General features: G+C 59.1%; 21 protein-coding genes. 4 read left to right on the top strand and 17 right to left on the bottom strand.

Annotated features, from left to right (window positions below; all coding sequences use genetic code 11):
- Positions 1 to 74: 74 nt before the first annotated feature.
- Positions 75 to 1,601 (top strand): winged helix-turn-helix domain-containing tetratricopeptide repeat protein, encoded by a 1,527-nt coding sequence (locus F8B91_RS07750; protein ID WP_196503138.1) that lies wholly within the window; start codon positions 75 to 77, stop codon positions 1,599 to 1,601.
- Between the two features lie 75 nt (positions 1,602 to 1,676).
- On the opposite strand, the gene F8B91_RS07755 is transcribed toward F8B91_RS07750, so the two are convergent.
- The gene (locus F8B91_RS07755) at positions 1,677 to 2,558 is read right to left on the bottom strand and encodes a methylenetetrahydrofolate reductase (protein ID WP_196503139.1); all 882 of its coding nucleotides are present in this window, start codon (positions 2,556 to 2,558) and stop codon (positions 1,677 to 1,679) included.
- A gap of 163 nt (positions 2,559 to 2,721) precedes the next feature.
- Here F8B91_RS07755 and F8B91_RS07760 point away from each other — a divergent pair, with 163 nt between their 5' ends.
- Positions 2,722 to 3,705, top strand: a complete 984-nt coding sequence (locus F8B91_RS07760) for a GlxA family transcriptional regulator (protein ID WP_196503140.1) — start codon at positions 2,722 to 2,724, stop codon at positions 3,703 to 3,705.
- Positions 3,706 to 3,966: 261 nt separating this feature from the next.
- On the opposite strand, the gene F8B91_RS07765 is transcribed toward F8B91_RS07760, so the two are convergent.
- The 15 genes from F8B91_RS07765 to F8B91_RS07835 form a co-directional block, all read right to left on the bottom strand.
- Entirely contained in the window at positions 3,967 to 5,343 is a 1,377-nt protein-coding gene (locus tag F8B91_RS07765) for a sensor histidine kinase (protein ID WP_196503141.1), read from the bottom strand.
- Positions 5,344 to 5,346: 3 nt separating this feature from the next.
- Positions 5,347 to 6,018 carry a response regulator transcription factor gene (locus tag F8B91_RS07770; protein ID WP_196503142.1) on the bottom strand — a complete coding sequence of 224 codons (672 nt, stop codon included), beginning with the start codon at positions 6,016 to 6,018 and terminating at the stop codon, positions 5,347 to 5,349.
- A gap of 27 nt (positions 6,019 to 6,045) precedes the next feature.
- Complete coding sequence (locus F8B91_RS07775) at positions 6,046 to 6,351, bottom strand: PepSY domain-containing protein (protein ID WP_196503143.1); 306 nt, start codon at positions 6,349 to 6,351, stop codon at positions 6,046 to 6,048.
- Positions 6,352 to 6,519: 168 nt separating this feature from the next.
- Positions 6,520 to 6,699, bottom strand: a complete 180-nt coding sequence (locus tag F8B91_RS07780; protein WP_196503144.1) for a hypothetical protein — start codon at positions 6,697 to 6,699, stop codon at positions 6,520 to 6,522.
- 46 nt (positions 6,700 to 6,745) lie between these two features.
- Positions 6,746 to 7,228: a M15 family metallopeptidase gene (locus F8B91_RS07785; protein WP_196503145.1), complete on the bottom strand. Its 483-nt coding sequence runs from the start codon at positions 7,226 to 7,228 to the stop codon at positions 6,746 to 6,748.
- Between the two features lie 5 nt (positions 7,229 to 7,233).
- Complete coding sequence (locus tag F8B91_RS07790) at positions 7,234 to 7,449, bottom strand: hypothetical protein (protein WP_210324339.1); 216 nt, start codon at positions 7,447 to 7,449, stop codon at positions 7,234 to 7,236.
- A 5-nt stretch (positions 7,450 to 7,454) separates the two neighbouring features.
- The gene (locus tag F8B91_RS07795; protein ID WP_196503147.1) at positions 7,455 to 8,360 is read right to left on the bottom strand and encodes a hypothetical protein; all 906 of its coding nucleotides are present in this window, start codon (positions 8,358 to 8,360) and stop codon (positions 7,455 to 7,457) included.
- Positions 8,353 to 8,568, bottom strand: coding sequence for a hypothetical protein (locus F8B91_RS07800; RefSeq protein ID WP_196503148.1), 216 nt, complete (start codon positions 8,566 to 8,568; stop codon positions 8,353 to 8,355). Before F8B91_RS07800 ends, F8B91_RS07795 begins: the two co-directional genes overlap by 8 nt.
- Positions 8,568 to 8,993 (bottom strand): hypothetical protein, encoded by a 426-nt coding sequence (locus F8B91_RS07805; RefSeq protein ID WP_196503149.1) that lies wholly within the window; start codon positions 8,991 to 8,993, stop codon positions 8,568 to 8,570. The genes F8B91_RS07800 and F8B91_RS07805 overlap by 1 nt, the downstream gene beginning before the upstream one ends.
- Positions 8,994 to 9,002: 9 nt before the next feature.
- Entirely contained in the window at positions 9,003 to 9,737 is a 735-nt protein-coding gene (locus tag F8B91_RS07810) for a DUF2793 domain-containing protein (RefSeq protein WP_196503150.1), read from the bottom strand.
- Positions 9,730 to 12,156: a baseplate multidomain protein megatron gene (locus F8B91_RS07815; RefSeq protein WP_281432933.1), complete on the bottom strand. Its 2,427-nt coding sequence runs from the start codon at positions 12,154 to 12,156 to the stop codon at positions 9,730 to 9,732. Before F8B91_RS07815 ends, F8B91_RS07810 begins: the two co-directional genes overlap by 8 nt.
- A 90-nt stretch (positions 12,157 to 12,246) precedes the next feature.
- Positions 12,247 to 13,500, bottom strand: coding sequence for a terminase large subunit domain-containing protein (locus tag F8B91_RS07820; protein ID WP_196503152.1), 1,254 nt, complete (start codon positions 13,498 to 13,500; stop codon positions 12,247 to 12,249).
- Positions 13,427 to 13,969, bottom strand: coding sequence for a hypothetical protein (locus F8B91_RS07825; RefSeq protein ID WP_196503153.1), 543 nt, complete (start codon positions 13,967 to 13,969; stop codon positions 13,427 to 13,429). Before F8B91_RS07825 ends, F8B91_RS07820 begins: the two co-directional genes overlap by 74 nt.
- Positions 13,970 to 14,065: 96 nt before the next feature.
- On the bottom strand, positions 14,066 to 15,808 hold the full coding sequence (locus F8B91_RS07830) for an NF038122 family metalloprotease (protein ID WP_196503154.1): 1,743 nt from the start codon (positions 15,806 to 15,808) through the stop codon (positions 14,066 to 14,068).
- 333 nt (positions 15,809 to 16,141) lie between these two features.
- Entirely contained in the window at positions 16,142 to 16,591 is a 450-nt protein-coding gene (locus tag F8B91_RS07835) for a DMT family transporter (protein ID WP_196503155.1), read from the bottom strand.
- A 168-nt stretch (positions 16,592 to 16,759) separates the two neighbouring features.
- Between F8B91_RS07835 and F8B91_RS07840 the strand changes: the two genes are divergently transcribed.
- The gene (locus tag F8B91_RS07840) at positions 16,760 to 17,650 is read left to right on the top strand and encodes a LysR family transcriptional regulator (RefSeq protein WP_196503156.1); all 891 of its coding nucleotides are present in this window, start codon (positions 16,760 to 16,762) and stop codon (positions 17,648 to 17,650) included.
- 58 nt (positions 17,651 to 17,708) lie between these two features.
- Positions 17,709 to 18,446: a DUF4386 family protein gene (locus F8B91_RS07845; protein WP_196503157.1), complete on the top strand. Its 738-nt coding sequence runs from the start codon at positions 17,709 to 17,711 to the stop codon at positions 18,444 to 18,446.
- Positions 18,447 to 18,451: 5 nt separating this feature from the next.
- On the opposite strand, the gene F8B91_RS07850 is transcribed toward F8B91_RS07845, so the two are convergent.
- Entirely contained in the window at positions 18,452 to 20,041 is a 1,590-nt protein-coding gene (locus F8B91_RS07850) for a hypothetical protein (RefSeq protein ID WP_246714990.1), read from the bottom strand.
- Positions 20,042 to 20,207: the final 166 nt, after the last annotated feature.

A 20,207-nucleotide genomic window follows, 5' to 3' on the forward strand; every position in this document is an offset into this window, starting at 1 on the left:
GAATGCGCCCCACGGTCTTGAATTTCTCCCTGAAAAATTATGAAATCTTCCAAAAACCGATGTAGAGATGGACGATGGCATCGGGAAATCATGTATTCGGTACATTTGTTTTCGACACGCAGCATAAGCTCTTGCTCAAAAACGGGGCACCGGTTCACCTCGGTCAGAAATGCCTGCTTTTGCTTCAGGCCTTGTTGGAGGCACGGGGACGGGCCGTTTCAAAATCTGATCTGATGCTTGCAGCGTGGAAAACCGACAATATCGAGGAGAGCAATCTGGCTGTCCAGATTTCGGCGTTGCGCAAGTGCCTTGGGCAGACACGTCTCGGAGGCGAATGGGTGACCACCGTGCAGCGCCATGGCTATCAGTTTGTTGATCCCGACAGGCTCGACCCACTGGCGCCTCTCGCCACCGACACGATGGAATTCCCTGGGGACCGGCCTTCATTGGCCGTGTTGCCATTTACCAATCTCGGCAGCGATCCGGAGCAGGATTTTTTCAGCGATGGCATCACCAGCGACATCATCATTGAGCTTTCAAGATGGCGGCGGTTGTCTGTTCGCTCCCGTTCAGCCTCATTTCCATTTCGCGCCACCCAAACTGATTTGAGCCTGATCGCGCGCCAACTCAAGGTTCGCTACGTGGTTGATGGCAGCGTACGCCGCACGGCGGACCGTATCCGCATCAACGTAGAGCTTGTCGACGTTGAATCCGGTAATCAGGTTTGGTCAGAGAAATTTGATTGCGCGGCTAACGAAATATTTTCTGTTCAGGACCAAGTTGTCAGAACTATTGTAAGCACGCTGGTCGGCCGGGTGATCGTTGCCACCCTGGAACAAACCAATCGGAAGCCGCCCAAGAGCCTTGCCGCTTATGAATGTGTTTTGAAGGGCAACGCGCTGTCCTGGAGCCAGGCCGCAGGTGAAGCCAAGCTTCTCTTTTCACAGGCCGTCGAAATCGATCCCAATTACGGCCTGGCGCACGCGCTTCTGGGAATGATGCTATTTGAAGAATGGCATCAGGACCTGGACAATATGGGCCCGGTGCCACAGCGGGCGCTGGATTTGGCGAAGCGTGCGGTTGAGTTGGACAGCAATGAAAGCACGTGCTTTTCCATTCTCGCCCTACTTCATCTGGCGAACCGGTCGTTTGATCCCGCGATACAGTTCATGCAGAGGGCTATCGACCTCAATCCAAACAATCAATGGAATGTCGCCGATATGGGCATCGTTCTGCACTATCTGGGCCAGACCGGACAAGCGCTTGAGGCCTTCAAACGCGCCCGTGAGATCGATCCCTTTTTTGATCCCCCGTGGTACTTTCTGCGGCTTGGCCAAACCTACATGGCAGCGCATCGCTATGAAGAAGCGCTGGCCAAGTTTGAACTTTGTCCGGTTCAGACTTTTCGCGTCTTAGCTTTCATGGCTGCGGGTTATGCAAGGGCCAAGCGACCGGCGCTTGCTGCCAGTTGCGTGAGCAAATGTATGAAGGTTTGCCCAGGTTTTTCCATTTCGAAATTTGTGTTGAAAGAACCGTACAGGGATGATGTCCAACTGGCGGATTTGAAGGAAAGCTTGGCTTTGGCGGGTTTCCCCCATTGAGTGGCTTGGAGCCCTTGTCAAAGGCAAGTCTGCGCTACCGGTAAGGTGAGGAGCCCGCAACCACGAGCTTCGTCGTCACGCCGTATGCGCCGTCAGCGTCGGCTGGCTCTTCCACCATTCGAACAGCTTGTCGAAGCCGCCGAAGGGGTAGACATGCGGGCCGGCGATGCCGATCTCCGGCTTCTCGAAATGCAGCGTTGAAAGCTGTTCTACAAATTCCGTCGGCTCTGAAACGGTGAGCAGCTTGGTGATGTTCAGCGCCTGCTTGCGGATCAGGCGGGCGGAATTGCCGACGCCGCACAGGGCGGCATATTTGACGAGCGTCTTGATCGAAGCCGGACCAGGCACGCCGACGAAAACCGGGAACTCGATCCCCTCGCGGCGCAGGCCTTCGACCCACAGCGCCAAGGGGCCTGCTTCAAACAGGAACTGCGTGGCGATGAAGCCTTCGATGCCCTTGGATTTGATCCAGGCCTGCTTTTCCTTCAGCGCCTTCAACAAAGCGCCTTCGCCATGCGGCTTGGTAATGTCATTGTTGCCTTCCGGGTGGCCGGCAATGCCCATGCGCTTGATGCCGTGGGCTTCGAACACGCCGGTATTCATCAGCTGGATGGCCGCATCGAATTTGCCGATCGGGTTCGGCGCACCGCCGCCCAATGCGAGGATGGTGTTCACCTTGGCCTTCGAGGTGAAGGCCGCCACGCGGTTTTTCAAATCATCAGCATCCATGACGAAGCGTGCAGGCACGTGCGGGATCGGCTCAAAGCCTGCAGCACGCAACGCCACGCAAGCCTCAATCTGCTTTTCCACTTCCGATGGGTCGAGCAGCGCGATGAACACGCGCGTGCCGGGCGGCAGGTTGGCCTGCAGGATGGCAATCTTTTCGATCTGCTTCGGAGTGATTTCGACGGAGGCCTTTTTGAGGAATTCGCCGGCGGAATGATGGGGAGCGCTCATGTCGCTATGTAGCCATGCCTGTCGGGCACCGGTTATCCGTTTCCGACTGAGGCATTGTCAAAACGACCAATGGCTTCATTTCTTGTCGTTTTCCGCCTGCGTCATGGCGCACCTAGACACAATGTCGGAAATAGCGCAGGGTGTCGCAAACGGAGAAGTTTGTATGTTCGGTGACAAGCCCAAATCCCTGCCGCAGACGGTCGCCCTGGTGCTGGTTCCGCAGTTCACCATGATGCCAGTGACCTCGGCGATTGAACCCTTACGCATCGCCAATCGCCTGTCAGAGCAGAACCTCTATAAGTGGTCGCTGCATTCGGTGGATGGGCAGCCGGTCGCGGCTTCCAATTCAATTCTGACGATGGTGAATGGTGATCTCGAGGCCATTCCCTCGGATGCCGCCGTGATCATCGGTGGCGGCCTCGATATCCAGCGCCATACGGATAAGCGGCTGGTCAGCTGGCTGCGCAAAGTGGCGCGGCGCGGCGTGCAGGTTGGTGCCGTATGCACCGGTGCGCATGTTCTGGCTGAAGCCGGGCTGCTTGATGGTTTCCGCTGCACCATCCACTGGGAAAACCTGCCGGGCTTCACCGAAGCCTTTCCAGAACTCAAGGCCACGGGCGGTCTGTTTGAAATTGATGGCGACCGCTTCACGTCAGCGGGCGGCACCACCGCCATCGACATGATGCTCACGCTGATTGCCGGCCAGCATGGGCCTGATCTGGCGGCGGCTGTGGCTGAAGCCATTCTCCACTCGCCCATCCGCCATCACAGCGAAAACCAGCGCATGTCGCTGCCCGCGCGCATCGGCGTGCGGCACCCGAAACTCGTTTCAATCATCGAGAAGATGGAAGACAATCTGGAAGATCCGTTGTCGCCTTCGATCCTCGCCAAGCAGGCCTCGCTTTCCACGCGCCAGCTGGAACGGCTGTTCCGCCGCTATCTCGACCGCTCGCCCAAGCGCTATTATCTGGAATTGCGGCTCAAGAAATCGCGCTCGCTGTTGCTGCAGACCGATATGTCGGTGATCAATGTGGCGCTGGCTTGCGGCTTCTCATCGCCTTCGCATTTTTCGAAATGTTACCGGGCCTATTACGGCCGCACGCCCTACCGTGAACGCGGCGTCCCTGTTGCAGAAATGGCGGAATAAAAGCGGGGAGCGAACTTGTGGTTCGCTCCCCCGACACGCTTTTTCCGCGACTGGGGGCAGTAAACGGATAGGCGGCCGATAAGCGGAGGGTCTTACAACCCCTACGAGATTTCTCGATCACAAAAAATCAGCTTACGAAGGCCCCGTCAAGCCCTCTCATCACACCAGCGACCGTTCTTGCCGCACAATCGACCAAAATAATCAAAAAATAAAATTTGAAAATTGTGATCCAAAACCGAACTGATGGTTTTTGACTAAAACTCAGATCACCCGCGGAAGGCGCAAGATTGCACGCAATCCGCCCAGATCTGCTTTATCCAGCGCAATCGTGCCGGAATACATCGCTGCCGTCTCCGAGATAATCGACATGCCCAGGCCGGAACCGGGCTTGCTTTCATCCAGTCTTTTGCCACGTTCAAGTGCGGTGGAGCGGTTTTCGGCGGGGATGCCGGGGCCGTCATCGTCCACCATGATGGTCAACCAGCTGCGGCTTTCATCGGAACCACCCGTTACACCTTGCGCGTGTACCACGATCTGGTGCGAAGCCCATTTGCAGGCATTGTCCATCAGGTTGCCCACCATCTCTTCCAGATCCTGACGCTCCCCCCGGAATTTCAGGGCCAGCGGCATGTCGATGTCGATTTTCAGGCCCCGGTCACGGTTGATTCGCTCCAATGTGCGCGCCAGGCCTTGCAGCACAGGTTCCACATCAGTGGCGGCACCGATGGTCTGGGCGCGAGCGGCGCGGCGGGCCCGGTCGAGGTAAAGATTCACCTGGTCGCGCATCACTTCGATCTGTTCCTTCACCTTGGCGGCCAGCGGCACCTTGGTGTCGCGCGCCTCATTGTTCAGGACCGAAATTGGAGTCTTCAACGCATGGGCGAGGTTGCCCACCTGCATGCGGGCGCGATCGACGATTTCAAGATTGGCTTCCACCAGCAGGTTCAGCTCATCAGCCACCGGCTGCAACTCGCGCGGAAAATTGTCGCCGAGGAACTCGGCGCGGCCGGAGCGGATGTCATTCAGCTGGTGCCGCATGTCGGACAGCGGCTTCAAGGTGAAGCGCACCTGGACGGCAAGCCCGGCCAGCAAAGCCAGGCCGAGTGCGACGAGCACCGCCAGAAGCGTGCGCTGGAAGGAGCTCACTTCGTCCTTCAATTCATCGAAATTGCCGGCCACGGTGAAATTATAGGTCTTGTCGCCGCCGAACAGTTTTACATCCTGGGTGATGGCGCGCAGATTGGTGCCTTGCGCATCAGTGAGAGAATAGGCGGAAATGCCCTCGACATCGGGCTTGAGCGCGGAGCCAGCAGGCGGGGTGAGTTGCTGCTCCAGCAGCGAGGCCGATGTCAGCAGCCTGGTGCCACCGCCAGGCTCCGTGATCTGCCAGTACCAGCCAGAAAGCGGCAAGACGAAACGCGCATCGGCAACTTGGCTTTGCAGTCGCAGCGTCTTGTCAGACGCAACCTCGACATTGGCGAGGATCCCGTCGAGGGCAGCGCGCAGGCGCTGGTCAAAATTGTGCTGCAGGGCCGTGACAAAAATCGCATTGAGCAGAATGGCCGCACTGGCCAACAGAGTGAGGGCAATCAGGCTGGATGAGGCGATGAGCCGGAACCAGAGTGAATTGGCCTGCATATCTTACCCGGCTTGCCCGGTTTCGCTCATGGTGTAGCCCATGCCGCGGATGGTCTGCAGCACGTCCACGCCCAGCTTCTTGCGCAGGCGACCGACGAAAACCTCGATAGTGTTCGAGTCGCGGTCAAAATCCTGATCGTAAAGATGCTCGACCAGTTCGGTACGCGAGACCACCTTGCCGGAATGCAGCATGAGATAATTGAGCAGGCGGAATTCCAGCGAGGTGAGCTTGATGGATTTGCCATCCACCGTCACCTTGGCATTGGCGCTATCCAGCGTCACGGGGCCGCACACCAGCTCGCTTGAAGCATGGCCCGCAGCACGGCGCACGAGGGCGCGCAGACGGGCCAGGATCTCTTCCATGTGGAAGGGCTTGGTCACATAATCATCGGCACCGGCATCAAAGCCCGCCACCTTGTCGCTCCAGCGGTCGCGCGCGGTGAGGATCAGAACCGGAGTTTTCTTGCCGGCGCGGCGCCATTTGGACAGCACTGAAACGCCGTCCAGAACGGGGAGGCCGAGATCGAGAACGATGGCATCATAGGGTTCGGTTTCGCCGAGGAAGTGGCCTTCTTCGCCGTCAAAGGCCTTGTCCACCACATAACCGTTTTCCTGCAGGGCTTCGACCAGCTGCCGGTTCAGGTTCTGATCATCCTCAACGACAAGAATTCGCATGCATTCCCCAGAGTTTTGAGCGCGTGCTTAGCTGAGCTGGCCACTCGTGGCATTGACCATGACGCGCTGCACGCTGCCACCGACTTTCAAGGTTACAGCATATTCACCGCTCGGCAAGAGCTTGACGCCCAGCACGGTTGCACCTGGATTGGCCTGTTGAGCAATGGTCGCAGCCTGCGAGGGCTGGATGGGGAACTGGCTCTGCACCAGGCGTAGCACTTCAATCTTGGCAGGTGCATCAAAACGCAACTGCCCCAGCGGTGCCGCCGAAGCCTGTAGCGCCACGAGGCCCTGAACGGTCAGAATGATTGCAAGCACCACAGATTTGAACACGGTCTTCCCCTTTGTTGGGATCAGGGATAGCGGTCCGAAGCTGAATGCAACATGAACAGAACAATATATTGAAATATAATGATATTATTCTCTGACCCTGTTCCAGTCAAATGGGGATGCCAGGCGGCGCGGTCAAGTGCCGGTGTCCACCTGGCAAGCCTCAAAAGCTCACTTGATGGTCTTGCCGGTCTTGTTGGTGTGGACTGACCAGATGGCGGTGGCGAGGGACACAACGCCCGCAACCACCGCGCCATAGTCACCGGCGGGAAGCAGTCCGGCCCCCACGGTATAGGCGAGAACGGGAGGAAAAAACGCGCGGATGATGCCGCCCAGCATGTCGGAATTCATATGATACCTCAGATGTTGAAAAGCCGGAGAACCGTCCGGCGCGGGATCAGATGCGCGCTGCCTGAAAATGCATGCGGTCGCGCGGCAGGTTCACCCAGCCCTCAGCCGCGAAGGCTGCGGTGACTTCAGCGCAGAAGGTGGCCTTGGCTCGCCCCATCGGGAAACGCTCAGGCGCCAGATCAATGGCACAGCCAAAAGCATGCATCGAAAGCGTTGAGCTGCCGCGCTTCAGGCGGAAATTGTAAGTACCACCAAAAATCGAAACGCCCCATTCATCCACGCGCGCTTGTTCACGGCCGGCCTGGTCCCAAATGGTCTGCAGCACCCGCATCAGGCTCTCTGCACAGAGGCGGTGGATCTTGAAAGTGGCGATGGGTTTTCCGGCATAGGTCATGCGGAAGGGTGGTTTGAGCGGGACCAGATTTTTCGCCTCCCAGGCAGAAGAGGCCTGCCCGCCCCGCCCGCGCGGATTGCCATAGAATCCCTGCGCCCCGGATTGATGTGGCCAGGTTTGCATCTGACGATCCATGGCTCTCATCCTCGCCGCAGCAGCGGAACGAAATGATCCAGCGCCGCGCCTACTGAGGCGGCAAAGCCAAAGGCCAGCATGAACAACCGCCAGCCGCCTTTGGCGCTCACCAGCACATCGCGGATTTCACGCATGTCCTCGCGGATGGCGTGAAGCTCGCTTTCCACCGCTTCCATGCGGGCCTGCAGGTTGCCGAGTTCGCGTTCAATCGAAGTTGTCATGCTCATCACCACGCCACCACAATGACGAGGCCCGGCCCGCCATCGCCGCCGCGCCCACCGGTCACCCCGCCGCCGCCGCCGCCGCCGCCAGAGCCGATATTTCCATTGCCGCCGCGCCCGCCGGTGCCCGTGCCAAATGAACCGCCGCCAGAGCCGCCATGCGAAGCCAATGGTGCCCACATGAAGGGGCCATGCTGGCCATCACCGCCATTGGCAACACCACCGGCCAGCGCGGCCAACAAGGCAGCACTGACTGCACCGACGCTGCCACCTGCAAATCCCGTATCGCTGGTGCCGACGCCAGCCCCACCGGCGCCGGGCGAAAGATTATAATTGGAACCACCAGAACCAAGCCCGACACCGGTACCAACAGCACCCGTCTGTGCGCCACCCGCACCGCCGGTGCCGCCACCCGTAAATGTTCCGATCCCAACGGCCCCCAAAAAGCCCGCTCCGGGTGCACCTGATGCAGATCCTGCCGCACCGCCCGCGCCCGAGGTTCCAGGATTGCCTCCACCCGGAACTGTGCCCGTCAGCGCAAGCTGATCATTGCTCTGGGTGGAAGGGAAATAGGCGATGCGGCAAACATCAGTGGGTGCAGCACCCGCTGCATCGGCCGCACCGCCAAGCCCACCCATGGGCACTTTGACCAGCAGCCGGTCTGGAACAAGAAGCGCAGGCACGCCAGTCAACCGGCCAAGACCCCCGGCACCTCCGCCTGCTCCGCCGCCGCGCGCCGTGCCAGAAGCGCCAGAACAGCCACCACCACCGCCGGACCCGGGGCCGAACAGGTAAAACGAGAACATGCTTTTGCCGCGCGGCTTGGTCCAGGCCTGCCAGTCACCACTGGCCTGAAACATCTGGACATCGGCACCATTCTGCGTGTTGGGCAGATGAGAGAGATCAAGCATTCTCAACCTCCTCCACCGGCTCCGGCACGTCGGGCGCCCAAAGGGGTGCGGGCACTTCCGCCACGGGAACGCATTCGGCAAAGCCTGGATCAACCGGATTGCCCGCCGCATCCAGATAGCGCGTCACGATCCCGGCAACGCTTTCCTGCAGCGCCTCGATTTGCGGCGACAGATAATGCAATTGCACTTTCACATAGGAGGGCTTCATCAGTACTGCCCTCCGATCGCACTTACCTGGTAACCGGCGGCCACGGCGGTGCTCAAGGTGCAAATCAGTTTGAAGCCCGGTGGCAGCGCCAGATTGAGCGGCAACTCATAGGCCGGTTGGGCCGAGGTTTCCGAAAGCGTGGTGGCCGGCAAGGTCATTTCCGCAATCAACGCGTTGTTGGCTGCGGTCGTATTGGCGCTGCCATTGTTGATGAAGATGCGTAGCACCGTCTGCACATTGGTGCCCAGCGCCCGGGCGATGATCTTTTGGATGAAATTGCCCGCCGCATTGCCTGCATTATTGCCTGTTGCGATGGTGCTCACCGTGCCGGTGCCATCCTTGGCGGTGTTGGCGGAGGTAAGTGCCGGTGCAGCCCATTGGACTGAACCCAGACTGGAAAAGATCGGTTGTGTATTGGCGGCCATGTGAAACTCCTAGTTCATGAAAAACGAGCGCGCGCAGAGCAGAGCTGTGGCACCGGCATTGAGGGCATCGGCATATTGCTTGGTGGCAATGCCGGTGGGTGAAGTGGGGTTGGCGTAAAGTGTGGCCAAGCCAGTTGAGGGGCTGACGTTCAATGCCTCGCGCCAGGTGCTGCCATCGGCACTCACCTTGATGTGGAAGCCATCATCCCCGGTGGTTCCCATTTCGGCGCGGCCGGAAAAACTGGTTTGGAAAAGCAGGCTCGCCGTATCGCCCACGGCATTCTTGTTGAGCTTCAGCTGCATGCCATTGCCCACATTGTTGAGCAGCACGGCGGATGAATTGACTGACAGCTTGTTGGTCGCGTCAGGCGTGGCATTGACGCCAAGCAGCGCTACAGACTGCGGAAACGGCAACGGCAGCCACGCCGTGCCGTCGAAAACGATGAATGTGCTTTCTGCAACGATCCAGGCGAGGAACCCGGCGCGCGGCGTGAGAAACACCCACAGCCCTGCATCACGCAAGGCAATCAATCCAGCCTTGCCGGCCCAGTCCCCGGTCGGCGTGGTGCCGATCAGAAACCTGTCGCCCTCGGCAAAACTGCCCGGTGGCGCATTGAGCCCGCGCGAGACCAGCCGCAATTGCAGCAACCCATCGATCAGCGCCACCGCATCATTATGCGGCAAATGCTTCTGCGCCTGGTTGGCCTCGATCAGCGGCAGGTTCAAATTGGGTGAATTAGACATTCAATGTTCCTTCCAGGATGGCGCCTGCCCCAACGCTCGCGCTGATCTGCGCCACGCGCAGTTTGAGGCTGGCTGGCAAGCTGCCGAAATCGGCTATGGCATCAGCAGAGGCGTAAAAATATTCAGGCGCTGAAAGCTTCACACTGCGTAGCACTGACGTGCCATTCATGATGTCGAGGCGATAAGACTCACTCACTTCGCCAAGAGGCACTTCTGCAAACTCCCAGGAGTCGCCCTGCTCACGCGTACGGCGGATCCAGCTGATGCTGAAGCCGCCCGCCACTTTCTTCAGCGCCAAGCTTACAGGTGAGAGAGGCCGCAACGCTTTCAACGTGCCAGCACTTTCCAGTTCTACATAGGAAGGATCGCCAGGGTCGCGCTGCTGCGGCCCCAAACGCCACACCGAAGGCAAGCCCGATTCCGACGAGCTGGCCACCGGCTGCACCACCGCTGCATTGAGCAGCACGACATTTTGACCCGCCGCGCGCAACGTCAGCATTTCAGGGCCCGAACCGGCTTGCGCGCGCAATAGTCCCGCGAGCCGATAAGTGCGCGGTGCAATCAGCAGCGCATCGCGGAATTGCAGGATTTCAAATCCGGTCTCCGGCGTGCCCAGTGCCGCAGCATTACCGCCGCCATAGAGCGCTTCAGCCGAAATCGACGAGAGCGTGCCGCTGCTCATTTCAACATCCAGAGTGGTGGTGAAATCCACCCGCGCGGTGCGACCGGTGGGCAGCGCGGTCAACGTTACGCCCAAGCTGGCCTGCTGGGTGACCAGCCGGTTGAATTTCAAACTCGCATCGCTGGTTTGCCGGTACAGAACCAGACTACCGGGCCAGGGCGTGGCCTGTGCAGCGAGGCGTGGGGCCACCGAGCCATCGTCGCTCACCAGCGCCAGATCCATCAGCAAAGCATCCGCCGCGCCATAAACTGGCGGCAAATCAAAGGTCACGCCACGATCGGGCGCAGGCGGCGGATCATAGGCGGCGGCATCATAGGCCAGCGCCTCAATCTTCAACGCGGTGCCCGCCGTCACCGATTTCACCCGCCACAGATTTCCGGCCAGTGCCAGCACATCGCCGGGCTCCACCGCTTCAAATGAAGGCGGCAAGACAAACTGTGCAGTCTCGCGCGCGGCATGGGCTTCAGCCAGCGCCACATCTGCCAGGCCTTGTGCGCTTTTCTGCGTCATCGCCGCAGGCACTGAAATTACCACTTCGGCCTTGCTGGTGCTGCCAATGGTCCGTTGCGACACGGCGGATTGGCGGTAATCCAATCCGCTTTCCGAAAAACCAACATGCACGGCCAGCGGCAGATCCGCCTCCTGTGCGCGGTATTGCATCAGCAGCGGCGAGGCCTTGTCATCGTCCACCAGATCATCAACCGAAATTTCCAGCGGCGCATTGATCCGCCGACTGACGAATTTCATCTTTCCTTCGGCCTCAAGAGCATCAATGCAAAAGGCTTGCAGCAAACCTTCCAGCGCCTCGCGGGCCGACATCGGCTTGTCCAGAACGAAGCCATCGACCAGACCGTGGGCTTCCGTCACATCCACATCATCAAGGCCATAGCGCACGGCCAGATCAGTGATCAGGCTGGCCAGCGAAACTGCCCCCAGCCGCCCGTTCAGCCAATGACCACGGGCATAATTCGGCGCGTCGGCCCACACATCGCTGCGCGCCGGAAAGGCGGGGAAAGGCCTGGCATCCCAGCACCAGTGGAACATCCGTCCCACATCCACCATCGGCGCGCCAGTGACGGATGACACTGGATTATTGTTCGCCCAATAGGTCTGCATCGCCTGGATGTAAGCAAGTTGCAGCTCAGCATCCTGTTTGCCATCCGAATAAAATGGCAGCGCGCTTTCGGATGATTTCGCATCGACGAAAACATTGGGCTGGTTGGTGCCCTTGTCCACCGCCGGGCAACCGAGTTCAGTAAACCAGAACGGCTTCGATTGCGGCACCCATGCTGTGGCGGCAGCGCTTTCAATGCCACCCGGCCGGTCATGATGCGCATTCAGCCACCAGCTCCGCACATCCTTGGGCCGGAATATCCAGGGCTTGCCATAGGCGCCATCAGTGATTGGCGTGCGCGCCTGCGCGTCACGATCAGCATCGCTGGCATAGTACCAGTCAAACCCTTCGCCACCCGCGATGCGTGAGGTGAGATAGCCCTGATCATAGATACTGCTGGCACCGCTCGCGCGGTCCAGATGATCCGCACCATCGCGCCAGTCCGTCAGCGGAAAATAGTTGTCGATGCCGATGAAATCCACGTGGCTGTCCGCCCAGAACGGATCGAGATGAAAAATCACATCGCCACTGCCATCGCTGGGCTGGTGCCCGAAATATTCACTCCAGTCCGCGCCATAGGAAATCTTCGCAGCAGGCAGAATGGCTTTCACATCCGCCGCCAGCGTCTTGAATCATCGGTGCGAAGGCGGCCGATTTTGTTTCGCGCAACAAAAGTGATTTCAAGGTTTTCAGCATTTCAAATTTCCAGTACTTCACACCACGCGCGCACGCGGCTCCGCCTGCTTGCGCAGCATCAGTTCCGTCACCGCCCAGACCAGCGCATCCAGCCGATCGGGGCTGCGGCCATCTTCGATCATCGAACACATTTCATCTTCCAGTGCCGGCAGAGCGCCGACGTGATGCACGCGGCCCTGCTCATAGAGTGCGGCCACCGGCTCCGCCCGCGCCCGCTTTCCCGCGCTGGCATGCACGGCGCGGTAAGCAATCCCCGGCTCCACTTCGCGCAGCACTTGTTCCACCATGGCGCCGCCCTGGTTCACTTCGGCCACCACGCGCGAGGCATTATAATTCTCATAGGCACTCACAACTTTCCGGGCCCACTGCGCGGGGCGCGCACGTTCGACTGAAAGATCGGCCAGCACATAGGCATGGCCATCCAGCCCCAGCCCTGCCACTACGATGCCACAGGCATTGCTGCGGGCGTTGAAACTGGCCGGAGGATCCACCGCCGCAATCACCCGCTTCAGCTCAGGTGCCGCATTCATCCGCAGCCGCTCTATGTCGTCGCGCCGGAACAACGCATCGGGATCATCCTCGATCAATTCGCCGTCCAGCTCCTGTCTTCCAAGGCGCGTCCCCGCATAACGCGCAGTCACATCCTTCAAAAAAGGCCGTGCCAGAAAGGCGGCATTGTCGGCCGTCTTCGAACGCGAAACCACGGTGGCCTCATCAGCCAGCAGCTTCTTCACAATGGCGATAGGGCGTGGCGTAGTGGTCACCACCGCCACCGGGTTTTCACCCAGGCGCAGCGCGAAATTCAGCATCTGCCATACACTCTCGGCCTGTTTCCATTTCGCCAGCTCATCGCACCAGGCCGCATCGAATTGTGGCCCGCGCAAACCGTCCGGCTCTTCCGCCGAAAACACATGCGCAATGCTGCCATTGGGCCAGGTGAGCAGGCGCTTGGAGGGTTCAAATTTCGGCCGCTCACCATCGGGGTGAATGGCCAGCAGGCCGGATGGGCCTTCGATCATTACCAGTCGCGCTTCATCAAAAGTGGGTGCCACCAGAGCGATGCGGCGGGGCGTGCGTTCCTCATCCCAGGCATGCATGGCCAGAGCTCGCACCCATTCGGCACCGCCGCGGGTTTTGCCGCTGCCGCGCCCGCCAAGCAGAAGCCAGGCGCGCCATGCGCCGGCGGGTGGCAGCTGGTCACGTCTCGCCCACAGGCGCCATTCCCACAGCAGTGCGCGCACTTCCTGAATCGTCAGTTTCCGTGTCAGCATCTGGCTGTTCGGCGCCCAGGCTTGCAATGCGGCGCGCAAGTTCATCACGCTGGGCGGCATTGAGGCGGGCTGTTTCTGCTGCACGTCCGCCACGCTTCTTGCGTTCCTTGTGTTCAAGTTCGAGAACCTTTTCCAATGTGCGCACCAATGTGTTGGTGTTGCGGATGTCACGCTCATTGCCGAGCGCATTGGCCTCGTCCTTCAACGCCCCGATCTCGCCTTCCAACTGGTTCAGGCGCTTCTGCACCGCCTCTTTCAGGCGGCGCAATGTTTCGCGGGTGGATTCAGATTTGGGCTTGGCCGACTTGGCATTGCGTGGCTTCCAACCCCGCGCCCGCGCTTCATCAATCAACTGCTGGCGCGAAATCTGTAAGGTGGCGGCGATGGCAACAACGCTCTCGCCGCCCGCCTCATAGCGCAAGCGAACGGCGTCCCAGTCGATGACTGGGGCTTCTTGTGTGTCTGTCATGTGATGTAAATTCTCGAAGGGCGCGTCTCTTTCGGCCCATTTCTGGAGTGTGACGAGAACTACACGAGACACCGTACGGTGTCAAGCACTATTTTCCTAGACAAGGAATATATCTGTGTTGTGGAGAACATAATTGTTCTGCAGCTGCGCAATTGCAACGGCATGGGCCACAGAGCCCGAACCATCAGCGTCAAAATAAAGCGTATGGTTTGACGTGTTGAACCAGAATTCCTGTGCGGTGTTTGCGGCACCCGTTGTTCCGGCAACAAAGTGGGACGCATCCAGCATGCCGGCATCCGCACCACCCGCCGCAAGCTGACCGCCAAATCCGGCTGCGGAGAAATCAAAATGATCTCCCGCGTGGAACCCGGCCACCTTGTCTGACCCTTCAGTGGCCGCGAGATAGACAAAATGGTCATTGCCGCTGCCACCGCGCAGCGTGTCGCTGCCGGCGCCACCCACCATGACGTTGTTGCCGCCCTTGCTCGTGAGCGTGTCGTTGCCACCCAGGCCGATCATCACGACGTTGCTGCCAGACAGTGAATTGCCACTGCCATTGCCCAAGACCACAGTGGCGAGTGCTGCCACGTTGTTGGCTTCATTGCTTTCGGTAACCTGGTTTGTGGAATCGGCAATCACGCCGAGATAGTAAGTGCCCGCCTTGGCATTGGCCGGCAGGGCCAAGGCAATGCTTTCAATTTGCGATCCACCGCCCGCCAGGCTCGATGCCTGGAACGAGCCAACCAGCGTGTCAGCGGTGGTGATGGTCTTGTCGGTGGACAAATAGAGGCCCGTGACCGAGGCGGCGGCGGCTCCCGCTCCCGTGTTGTTGAGCGTGAAGCCCAGTTTGGCCCCGTCAAAGGTGATGCCTGAAATGGTGAGATCGGCAGAAGCCGGCGCGGGCGGCGGGTTGGGACCCGGGTTGGGGTTTACGTTGGATCCGATATGGAAACCCAGGGTGTGGAGGATCGTCAGGTCAACATTGGTGAGGGCCTGTGTTGTCGATCCCGTATAAAATTCGTCAAAAGGATCATTCCCGCCCTGCACCCCGGAATTCAGGAAATCGCTCGGGTCGGAATTCCTGCCGAAATCCGCCAGCTTGGTGGCCCCGCCATCAAGCGAAAAATAGGCGGCTGGTGCGGTGGCGCCGCCGTTGAACAGCCGGTTGCCTTGGCTGGTGAAGCGGAAAAGATCGAAGATGTCCGGCGCTGTGCCATAGGGAACCCGGCCCAGTGCGTGGGTCAATTCATGCAAGGCCACGCCCACCAGAAGATTGGGGCTGATGTCGGTTGCGAAATATGCGCTGCCATCATCGGTGGTGGCGTCATTGGCGGCGAGCCCGCCAAACAGCTTTGCCTGGGCATTCCAGACGACCACGTTCGATTGGCCCTGGATCGAAGTTCCAACCGGAAGGGCATCAAATGTCGTGTCACCTGGCGCTGCACTGGCCAAAAGCTGGGAGCGCAAGGTGGAATAGCTTGAATAGTAACCACTGTCGGGGCCGGCGGCCGCGCCACCGCCCGTACCGCTATAATCGATGTTCAGATTGACGGTGATTTTGTCAGTGATCACATTGGCCAGCAACAGTGCCGCTTGGGCAATGCCGTCGCGAAAACTCTGCGGTGCGGCCGCGGCTGCGGCATCAAACAAGAGATTGAATGTGATTCCGCCCGAAGACACAGCGGCGAAAGTCCCTGCAGCACCCAGGGCAGCCCCCAATCCATCGGCTTTTCCAGCGTGGGAATAGTCATGCCCGGCCTGCCACGGCGCACCTTGCGCCATGACGTGGTCGCCATGGCTCACAAACAACCCACCTTCAATTGCAGAACTGTTTTTCATGCGCAAACTCTCTGATGTGGTTGTCGCTTTGCTTGCCGGAGTCAGTGAAAGGCTCTGGACCCGCAAACTCCGCGGATGACTTAAACCGATGATTCGTTAGGACTTCGGAAAGCAGGATATCAAAAGTTGAATCAAAGATTCATTGCAAATTTTGAAATCCGATCTTGCGACGATCAGCTTGGGGCAAGGCCGCCGGGATGATTGCAAGGAAAAGTACGCCAACTTTCAGCGCGCTACGCTCAACCGCTTTTCTGGAGTGTGCTGAGAACTACACGACGCACCGCGCGGTGTCAAGTATTATTTTCCTATGATAGGCTTTTTGGTGTTATCTGATCAAGCTTTCTGAATGAGCAATATGCCCAGTATCATGAAGCCGATGCCGCTGGCGCGGAGCATGCCCAAGGGTTTGACCACGGCGCCAAAAAGCCCGAAGTGATCAATTGCTGTGGCCGCAATCATTTGTCCGAGCAGCACACAGAAGATCGCATTGCCGATGCCGAAGCGCGGCGCAATCCAGGTGACAGACAGCACATAGAAAACCACGCCCAATCCGGCAAAAAGAAGAAAGATCGGCTGGGAGGGCACAAGGCGCAGCGGCTGCGGCCCGCTGGTAAGCATCATCGCGGTCGCGGAGGCAATAAGCGCCACCGTGAACAGCACAGTCGCAGCGGCTGCAGGCGATCCAATGCCCTTGCCGAGTTGCGTATTGAGCGCGGCCATGAGGGGAATGCCGACACCAGCAAGCAGCATGATCGCAGCATAGCGGAATGTTTCGGGCGACATTGCAAACCTCATGCGTCAACGGCCAGGCCGTTGGGCTCATCCGTGTCTCGCAAGGATTGCACCAACTTGAGAGGTTGGCAAATCACAAGCCACCGAGCACTCTTTTCCTGTCACGGGCATTTAATTTTTTGACGGGCTTATGTACTGCCGCCAATCTATTGTTCGGTAATGGACATTCGGCAGTTGCAATATCTGGCCGCGCTGGCGCGCGAGAAGCATTTCACCCGTGCGGCCGCCGCCTGCAATGTATCGCAGCCCACGCTGTCAGGCCGCATCCGCCAGCTGGAACAGGAACTCGGCGTGCCCATCGTGGAGCGTGGCCAGCGCTATATCGGCCTCACACCGGAGGGCGAGCGCGTGCTCACATGGGCGCATCTGATCCTCGACAACTGGAACTCCCTGCAAGGCGAGCTTTCGCAGATCAAGGGCAAGAGCAAGGAACTTGTCGGCCGTATCATTCTCGGCGTCATCCCCTCCGCTCTGCCGATGGTGAGCAGGCTGACACAGGCGATGAATGCCAAGCATCCATCGGTGGATTTCACCGTGCTGTCGCATTCATCGGAAGAAATCATCCGTGCACTGAATGATTTCTCGATTGATGCCGGGATCACTTATCTCGACAATGAGCCGGTGAAGGGCCTGCTGGCCACAGAGCTTTACCGCGAGAACTATGCGCTCTTTGTGCCGAAAGGCCATGCGCTGGCATCCAGCACCTCGGTCACCTGGGCCGCAGCGGCGCAGGAACCGTTGTGCCTGCTGACACCCAATATGCAGAACCGCCGCATCATTGACCGCGCCTTCCATGAGGCCAAGGTGAAGCCTTCCCCGCGGCTGGAAACCAATTCGATCATGAATCTGCTGGCTTCGGTGCGCAGCATGAATCTCTGCGCCATCATGCCGGGCTATTTTGAAAATGCCTTGGGGCCGCTGGAAGGTGTTGCCGCCGTGCCGCTGGTTGATCCGGTTGTTTCGCATTCGGTCGGCCTTGTGGCCATGCCGCGCGATCCGGTGCCCACGCTCACGGCGATGTTGTTCGCAGCAGCCAAAACACTCGCTTAGCTTGATTGCAAATCGGTAATCCGGATTCTAGGATGAAGGCGGGACAGGGAGAAAGCCAATGGAACATCGGGTAGGACAGGATTTGCAGCAGGGCTCGTCCTGCCGTGTGGCCAAGGGTGTTGCCGCCATTGTCTTTGCCATTCTGTTCAATATTCCCTTTTCCATTCTGGGTGCCACCTTTGATTATCCCGCCATCCTGCGGAAGCCAGCGGGTGAAGCGCTCGACAAGTTTGCAGAAGGCGGCAATGGCTTGATCCTCACCTGGTATGGCTTTGCCTTTGCCGCATTGGCACTCACGCCACTGGCCATCGCACTGTCGATCACGCCGAAGCGCGTTTTCAATTCGCCGGCTCTGGCCATCGGTGCGGCACTGGCTGGTACAGCGGCGAGTATCACGCAGGCCATCGGGCTTTTCCGTTGGGTGTTTGCCATTCCGGCGATTGCAGCAGCCCATGCTGATCCTGCAGCCACAGAGCAAGCCAAGTTCGCCGCAGAGCAGATGTTCAGTACACTGAACAATTGGGGCGGCGTCGCCATCGGTGAACATATGGGGCAGTGGTTCACCGCGTTGTTCGTCCTGCAGCTTTCGCTCATCCAGCGCAAGGAAGGCTGGCTGATCACCAGCCTCATCGGATTTGCCGCCACGCTGTGCATCGCTTTGGGCACCAGTGAAGGCCTGAGCATCGTGCTGGGCGGATCAGGTGCTGTGTTCTCGATCGCCACAATCCTGGGCTTCCTCGGCCTCACGCTCTGGCTGATCGCCACGGGTATCAATCTGATCCGCCGCAGCGCCTGACTTGTTCACTCATCCACAAAGGTGATCTCACCAGCCGCCACTCGTTTCATGAAGGTCTTTGCCCCGTCATGGCGCATCTTGTTGACGGTCTTGTCCTTCACCATGCCCACCGCAATGTCCGGGAAGTGGTCGAGCAGAAACCGGGCCTCAGCGGCCTGCCCCGGTGGCAAGGCCTTGACCGAGCAAGCCGCACTCTTTGGCTTCGCGAATATGTCGCCGCTGCGTTTCAGCATCACCAGGCGCAGATGCACTGTGCCGTCGGGATAGGTGACTGTCGGCGCGTCGCAGGCCGCGAGCGCCGCTTGCGCCTTCTTGTCCAGATTATCCTGCAGGATGTATTCCAGCTCCGAAAAGTTTTCTCCCTTGAAGTCGAACTGGCCAAACAGGATAAAGAACAGCTTGTTTTCGCCCTTCTTCGCGCCTTTGATCGTGCCTTCCATGTTGGAATTCACTTTCTGGTCCTTGCCGGCGTTCTGTGCGCTTTCCTCGGCGGCGTGAACGACAAATTGCGATGCGACGCTTTCAGCGGGCTTCGCTGCGCCAGTGCCGGCCGGCAGGCTTGCTGTGTCGGGGCGTGAATAGAGCGCCAGATAATCGTGCAGCGTGGCCACTGTGAGTTTGGCTGGCAGCGTTCCATCCGGAAATTTGCGGCAATCCTGCGCCTTCTGGCGCAGCGCGGGTGACACGGTTCCGTCCGGGGCTTCCGCATTGCAGCCCAATGCTGCGAGCTTCTGCTGCAACTGCTTCACCGCTTCGCGGTCAGCCGCGTCATAGAGATCGGCCTTGCGCAGTACCGAAAGATTGCGGACCTGCACGCCAATCCCATCCGGCTGAATTTCGTCAAACAGCGATTTGGCACCGGGAATCTTCTTCCAATCGGGGCCGAAACCCGACATGACCGGGCCCACGAGAAAGTTGAAGCTCTTCGGATCTTTCGGCACCCCGGGTTCGCATTGGTTGCTGGGCCAGCAGTGCGGCGCCTGATTGGTGGCAATCGCCTCATCCCCATAGATCACCTTGCCATTGCACGTGGCTTTGGCCCAGCCGTCATCGCCGGCGGACCAATGGACCTTGAGCGAGAAGGTGAGCCATGTGCCGAAATCAGCTGGCGCCTGGCATTGCTGTGCGAGAAAGCTGACACCGTTGGTCGTATCGGCTTTCAGCATGTAGATGAAGTTGTGCAGGAACGGGCCTTCCCAGCTTGCCAGCCGCAAGTGGCTGTCGATGCCATTGGGATAATATCCCAAAGCGGCCATGCTCTTGAAACCCGGATAAGTGAGCTTCGGGTCGATCTTCAGGTCGAACTTGTATTCAACCGTATCGCCGGTGTGCGCTTCGGATTTCCAGCGCAACACCGAACGCAGATTGCCATTGTTGCAATCATTCTCGCCCCGACCGTCACCATAATCCTTGCTGCTGCATAGTCCGGGCGCGAGATGGAAGTCGGTCACACCATCCTTGGTGACAGGTTGCTGCTGCGCGGGATTGAACGGGTGGAATTCCGTTCCGGCGGGTGGCGGGTCAGCCCAGGCCAGGCCTGTGAAAATCACGCCGGCAAGTGCAGCCCTGCATAGTTTTCCAAAAGTGGCTCGCATCGTCTCTGCCCCCCAACCATTACAGATGAGCAATAAGAGTGAAAACGGCGGAGGCTGTCAATCTCATTGCGATCAGCCTCCGCCCAAGCGAGCTTACCCGAAAACACCCCGATTTTGTTCCGTGTACGGAGCAATTGCAGCATGGTGAACGCTTTCCTAACGCATT

Origin of the sequence: Aestuariivirga litoralis, assembly GCF_015714715.1 — a bacterium.
Classification (GTDB): Bacteria; Pseudomonadota; Alphaproteobacteria; order Rhizobiales; family Aestuariivirgaceae; genus Aestuariivirga; species Aestuariivirga litoralis_A.

Excerpts from the sequence above, each read along its gene's own strand:
- F8B91_RS07760 (WP_196503140.1), top strand. The coding sequence starts at position 2,722 with ATGTTCGGTGACAAGCCCAAATCCCTGCCGCAGACGGTCGCCCTGGTG.
- F8B91_RS07805 (WP_196503149.1), bottom strand. The coding sequence starts at position 8,993 with ATGGCCGCCAATACACAACCGATCTTTTCCAGTCTGGGTTCAGTCCAA.
- F8B91_RS07765 (WP_196503141.1), bottom strand. The coding sequence starts at position 5,343 with ATGCAGGCCAATTCACTCTGGTTCCGGCTCATCGCCTCATCCAGCCTG.
- F8B91_RS07830 (WP_196503154.1), bottom strand. The coding sequence starts at position 15,808 with ATGAAAAACAGTTCTGCAATTGAAGGTGGGTTGTTTGTGAGCCATGGC.
- F8B91_RS07750 (WP_196503138.1), top strand. The coding sequence starts at position 75 with ATGGCATCGGGAAATCATGTATTCGGTACATTTGTTTTCGACACGCAG.
- F8B91_RS07820 (WP_196503152.1), bottom strand. The coding sequence starts at position 13,500 with ATGCTGACACGGAAACTGACGATTCAGGAAGTGCGCGCACTGCTGTGG.
- F8B91_RS07800 (WP_196503148.1), bottom strand. The coding sequence starts at position 8,568 with ATGAAGCCCTCCTATGTGAAAGTGCAATTGCATTATCTGTCGCCGCAA.
- F8B91_RS07810 (WP_196503150.1), bottom strand. The coding sequence starts at position 9,737 with ATGTCTAATTCACCCAATTTGAACCTGCCGCTGATCGAGGCCAACCAG.
- F8B91_RS07790 (WP_210324339.1), bottom strand. The coding sequence starts at position 7,449 with ATGACAACTTCGATTGAACGCGAACTCGGCAACCTGCAGGCCCGCATG.
- F8B91_RS07835 (WP_196503155.1), bottom strand. The coding sequence starts at position 16,591 with ATGTCGCCCGAAACATTCCGCTATGCTGCGATCATGCTGCTTGCTGGT.
- F8B91_RS07795 (WP_196503147.1), bottom strand. The coding sequence starts at position 8,360 with ATGCTTGATCTCTCTCATCTGCCCAACACGCAGAATGGTGCCGATGTC.
- F8B91_RS07785 (WP_196503145.1), bottom strand. The coding sequence starts at position 7,228 with ATGGATCGTCAGATGCAAACCTGGCCACATCAATCCGGGGCGCAGGGA.
- F8B91_RS07850 (WP_246714990.1), bottom strand. The coding sequence starts at position 20,041 with ATGCGAGCCACTTTTGGAAAACTATGCAGGGCTGCACTTGCCGGCGTG.
- F8B91_RS07755 (WP_196503139.1), bottom strand. The coding sequence starts at position 2,558 with ATGAGCGCTCCCCATCATTCCGCCGGCGAATTCCTCAAAAAGGCCTCC.
- F8B91_RS07845 (WP_196503157.1), top strand. The coding sequence starts at position 17,709 with ATGGAACATCGGGTAGGACAGGATTTGCAGCAGGGCTCGTCCTGCCGT.
- F8B91_RS07780 (WP_196503144.1), bottom strand. The coding sequence starts at position 6,699 with ATGAATTCCGACATGCTGGGCGGCATCATCCGCGCGTTTTTTCCTCCC.
- F8B91_RS07840 (WP_196503156.1), top strand. The coding sequence starts at position 16,760 with ATGGACATTCGGCAGTTGCAATATCTGGCCGCGCTGGCGCGCGAGAAG.
- F8B91_RS07825 (WP_196503153.1), bottom strand. The coding sequence starts at position 13,969 with ATGACAGACACACAAGAAGCCCCAGTCATCGACTGGGACGCCGTTCGC.
- F8B91_RS07770 (WP_196503142.1), bottom strand. The coding sequence starts at position 6,018 with ATGCGAATTCTTGTCGTTGAGGATGATCAGAACCTGAACCGGCAGCTG.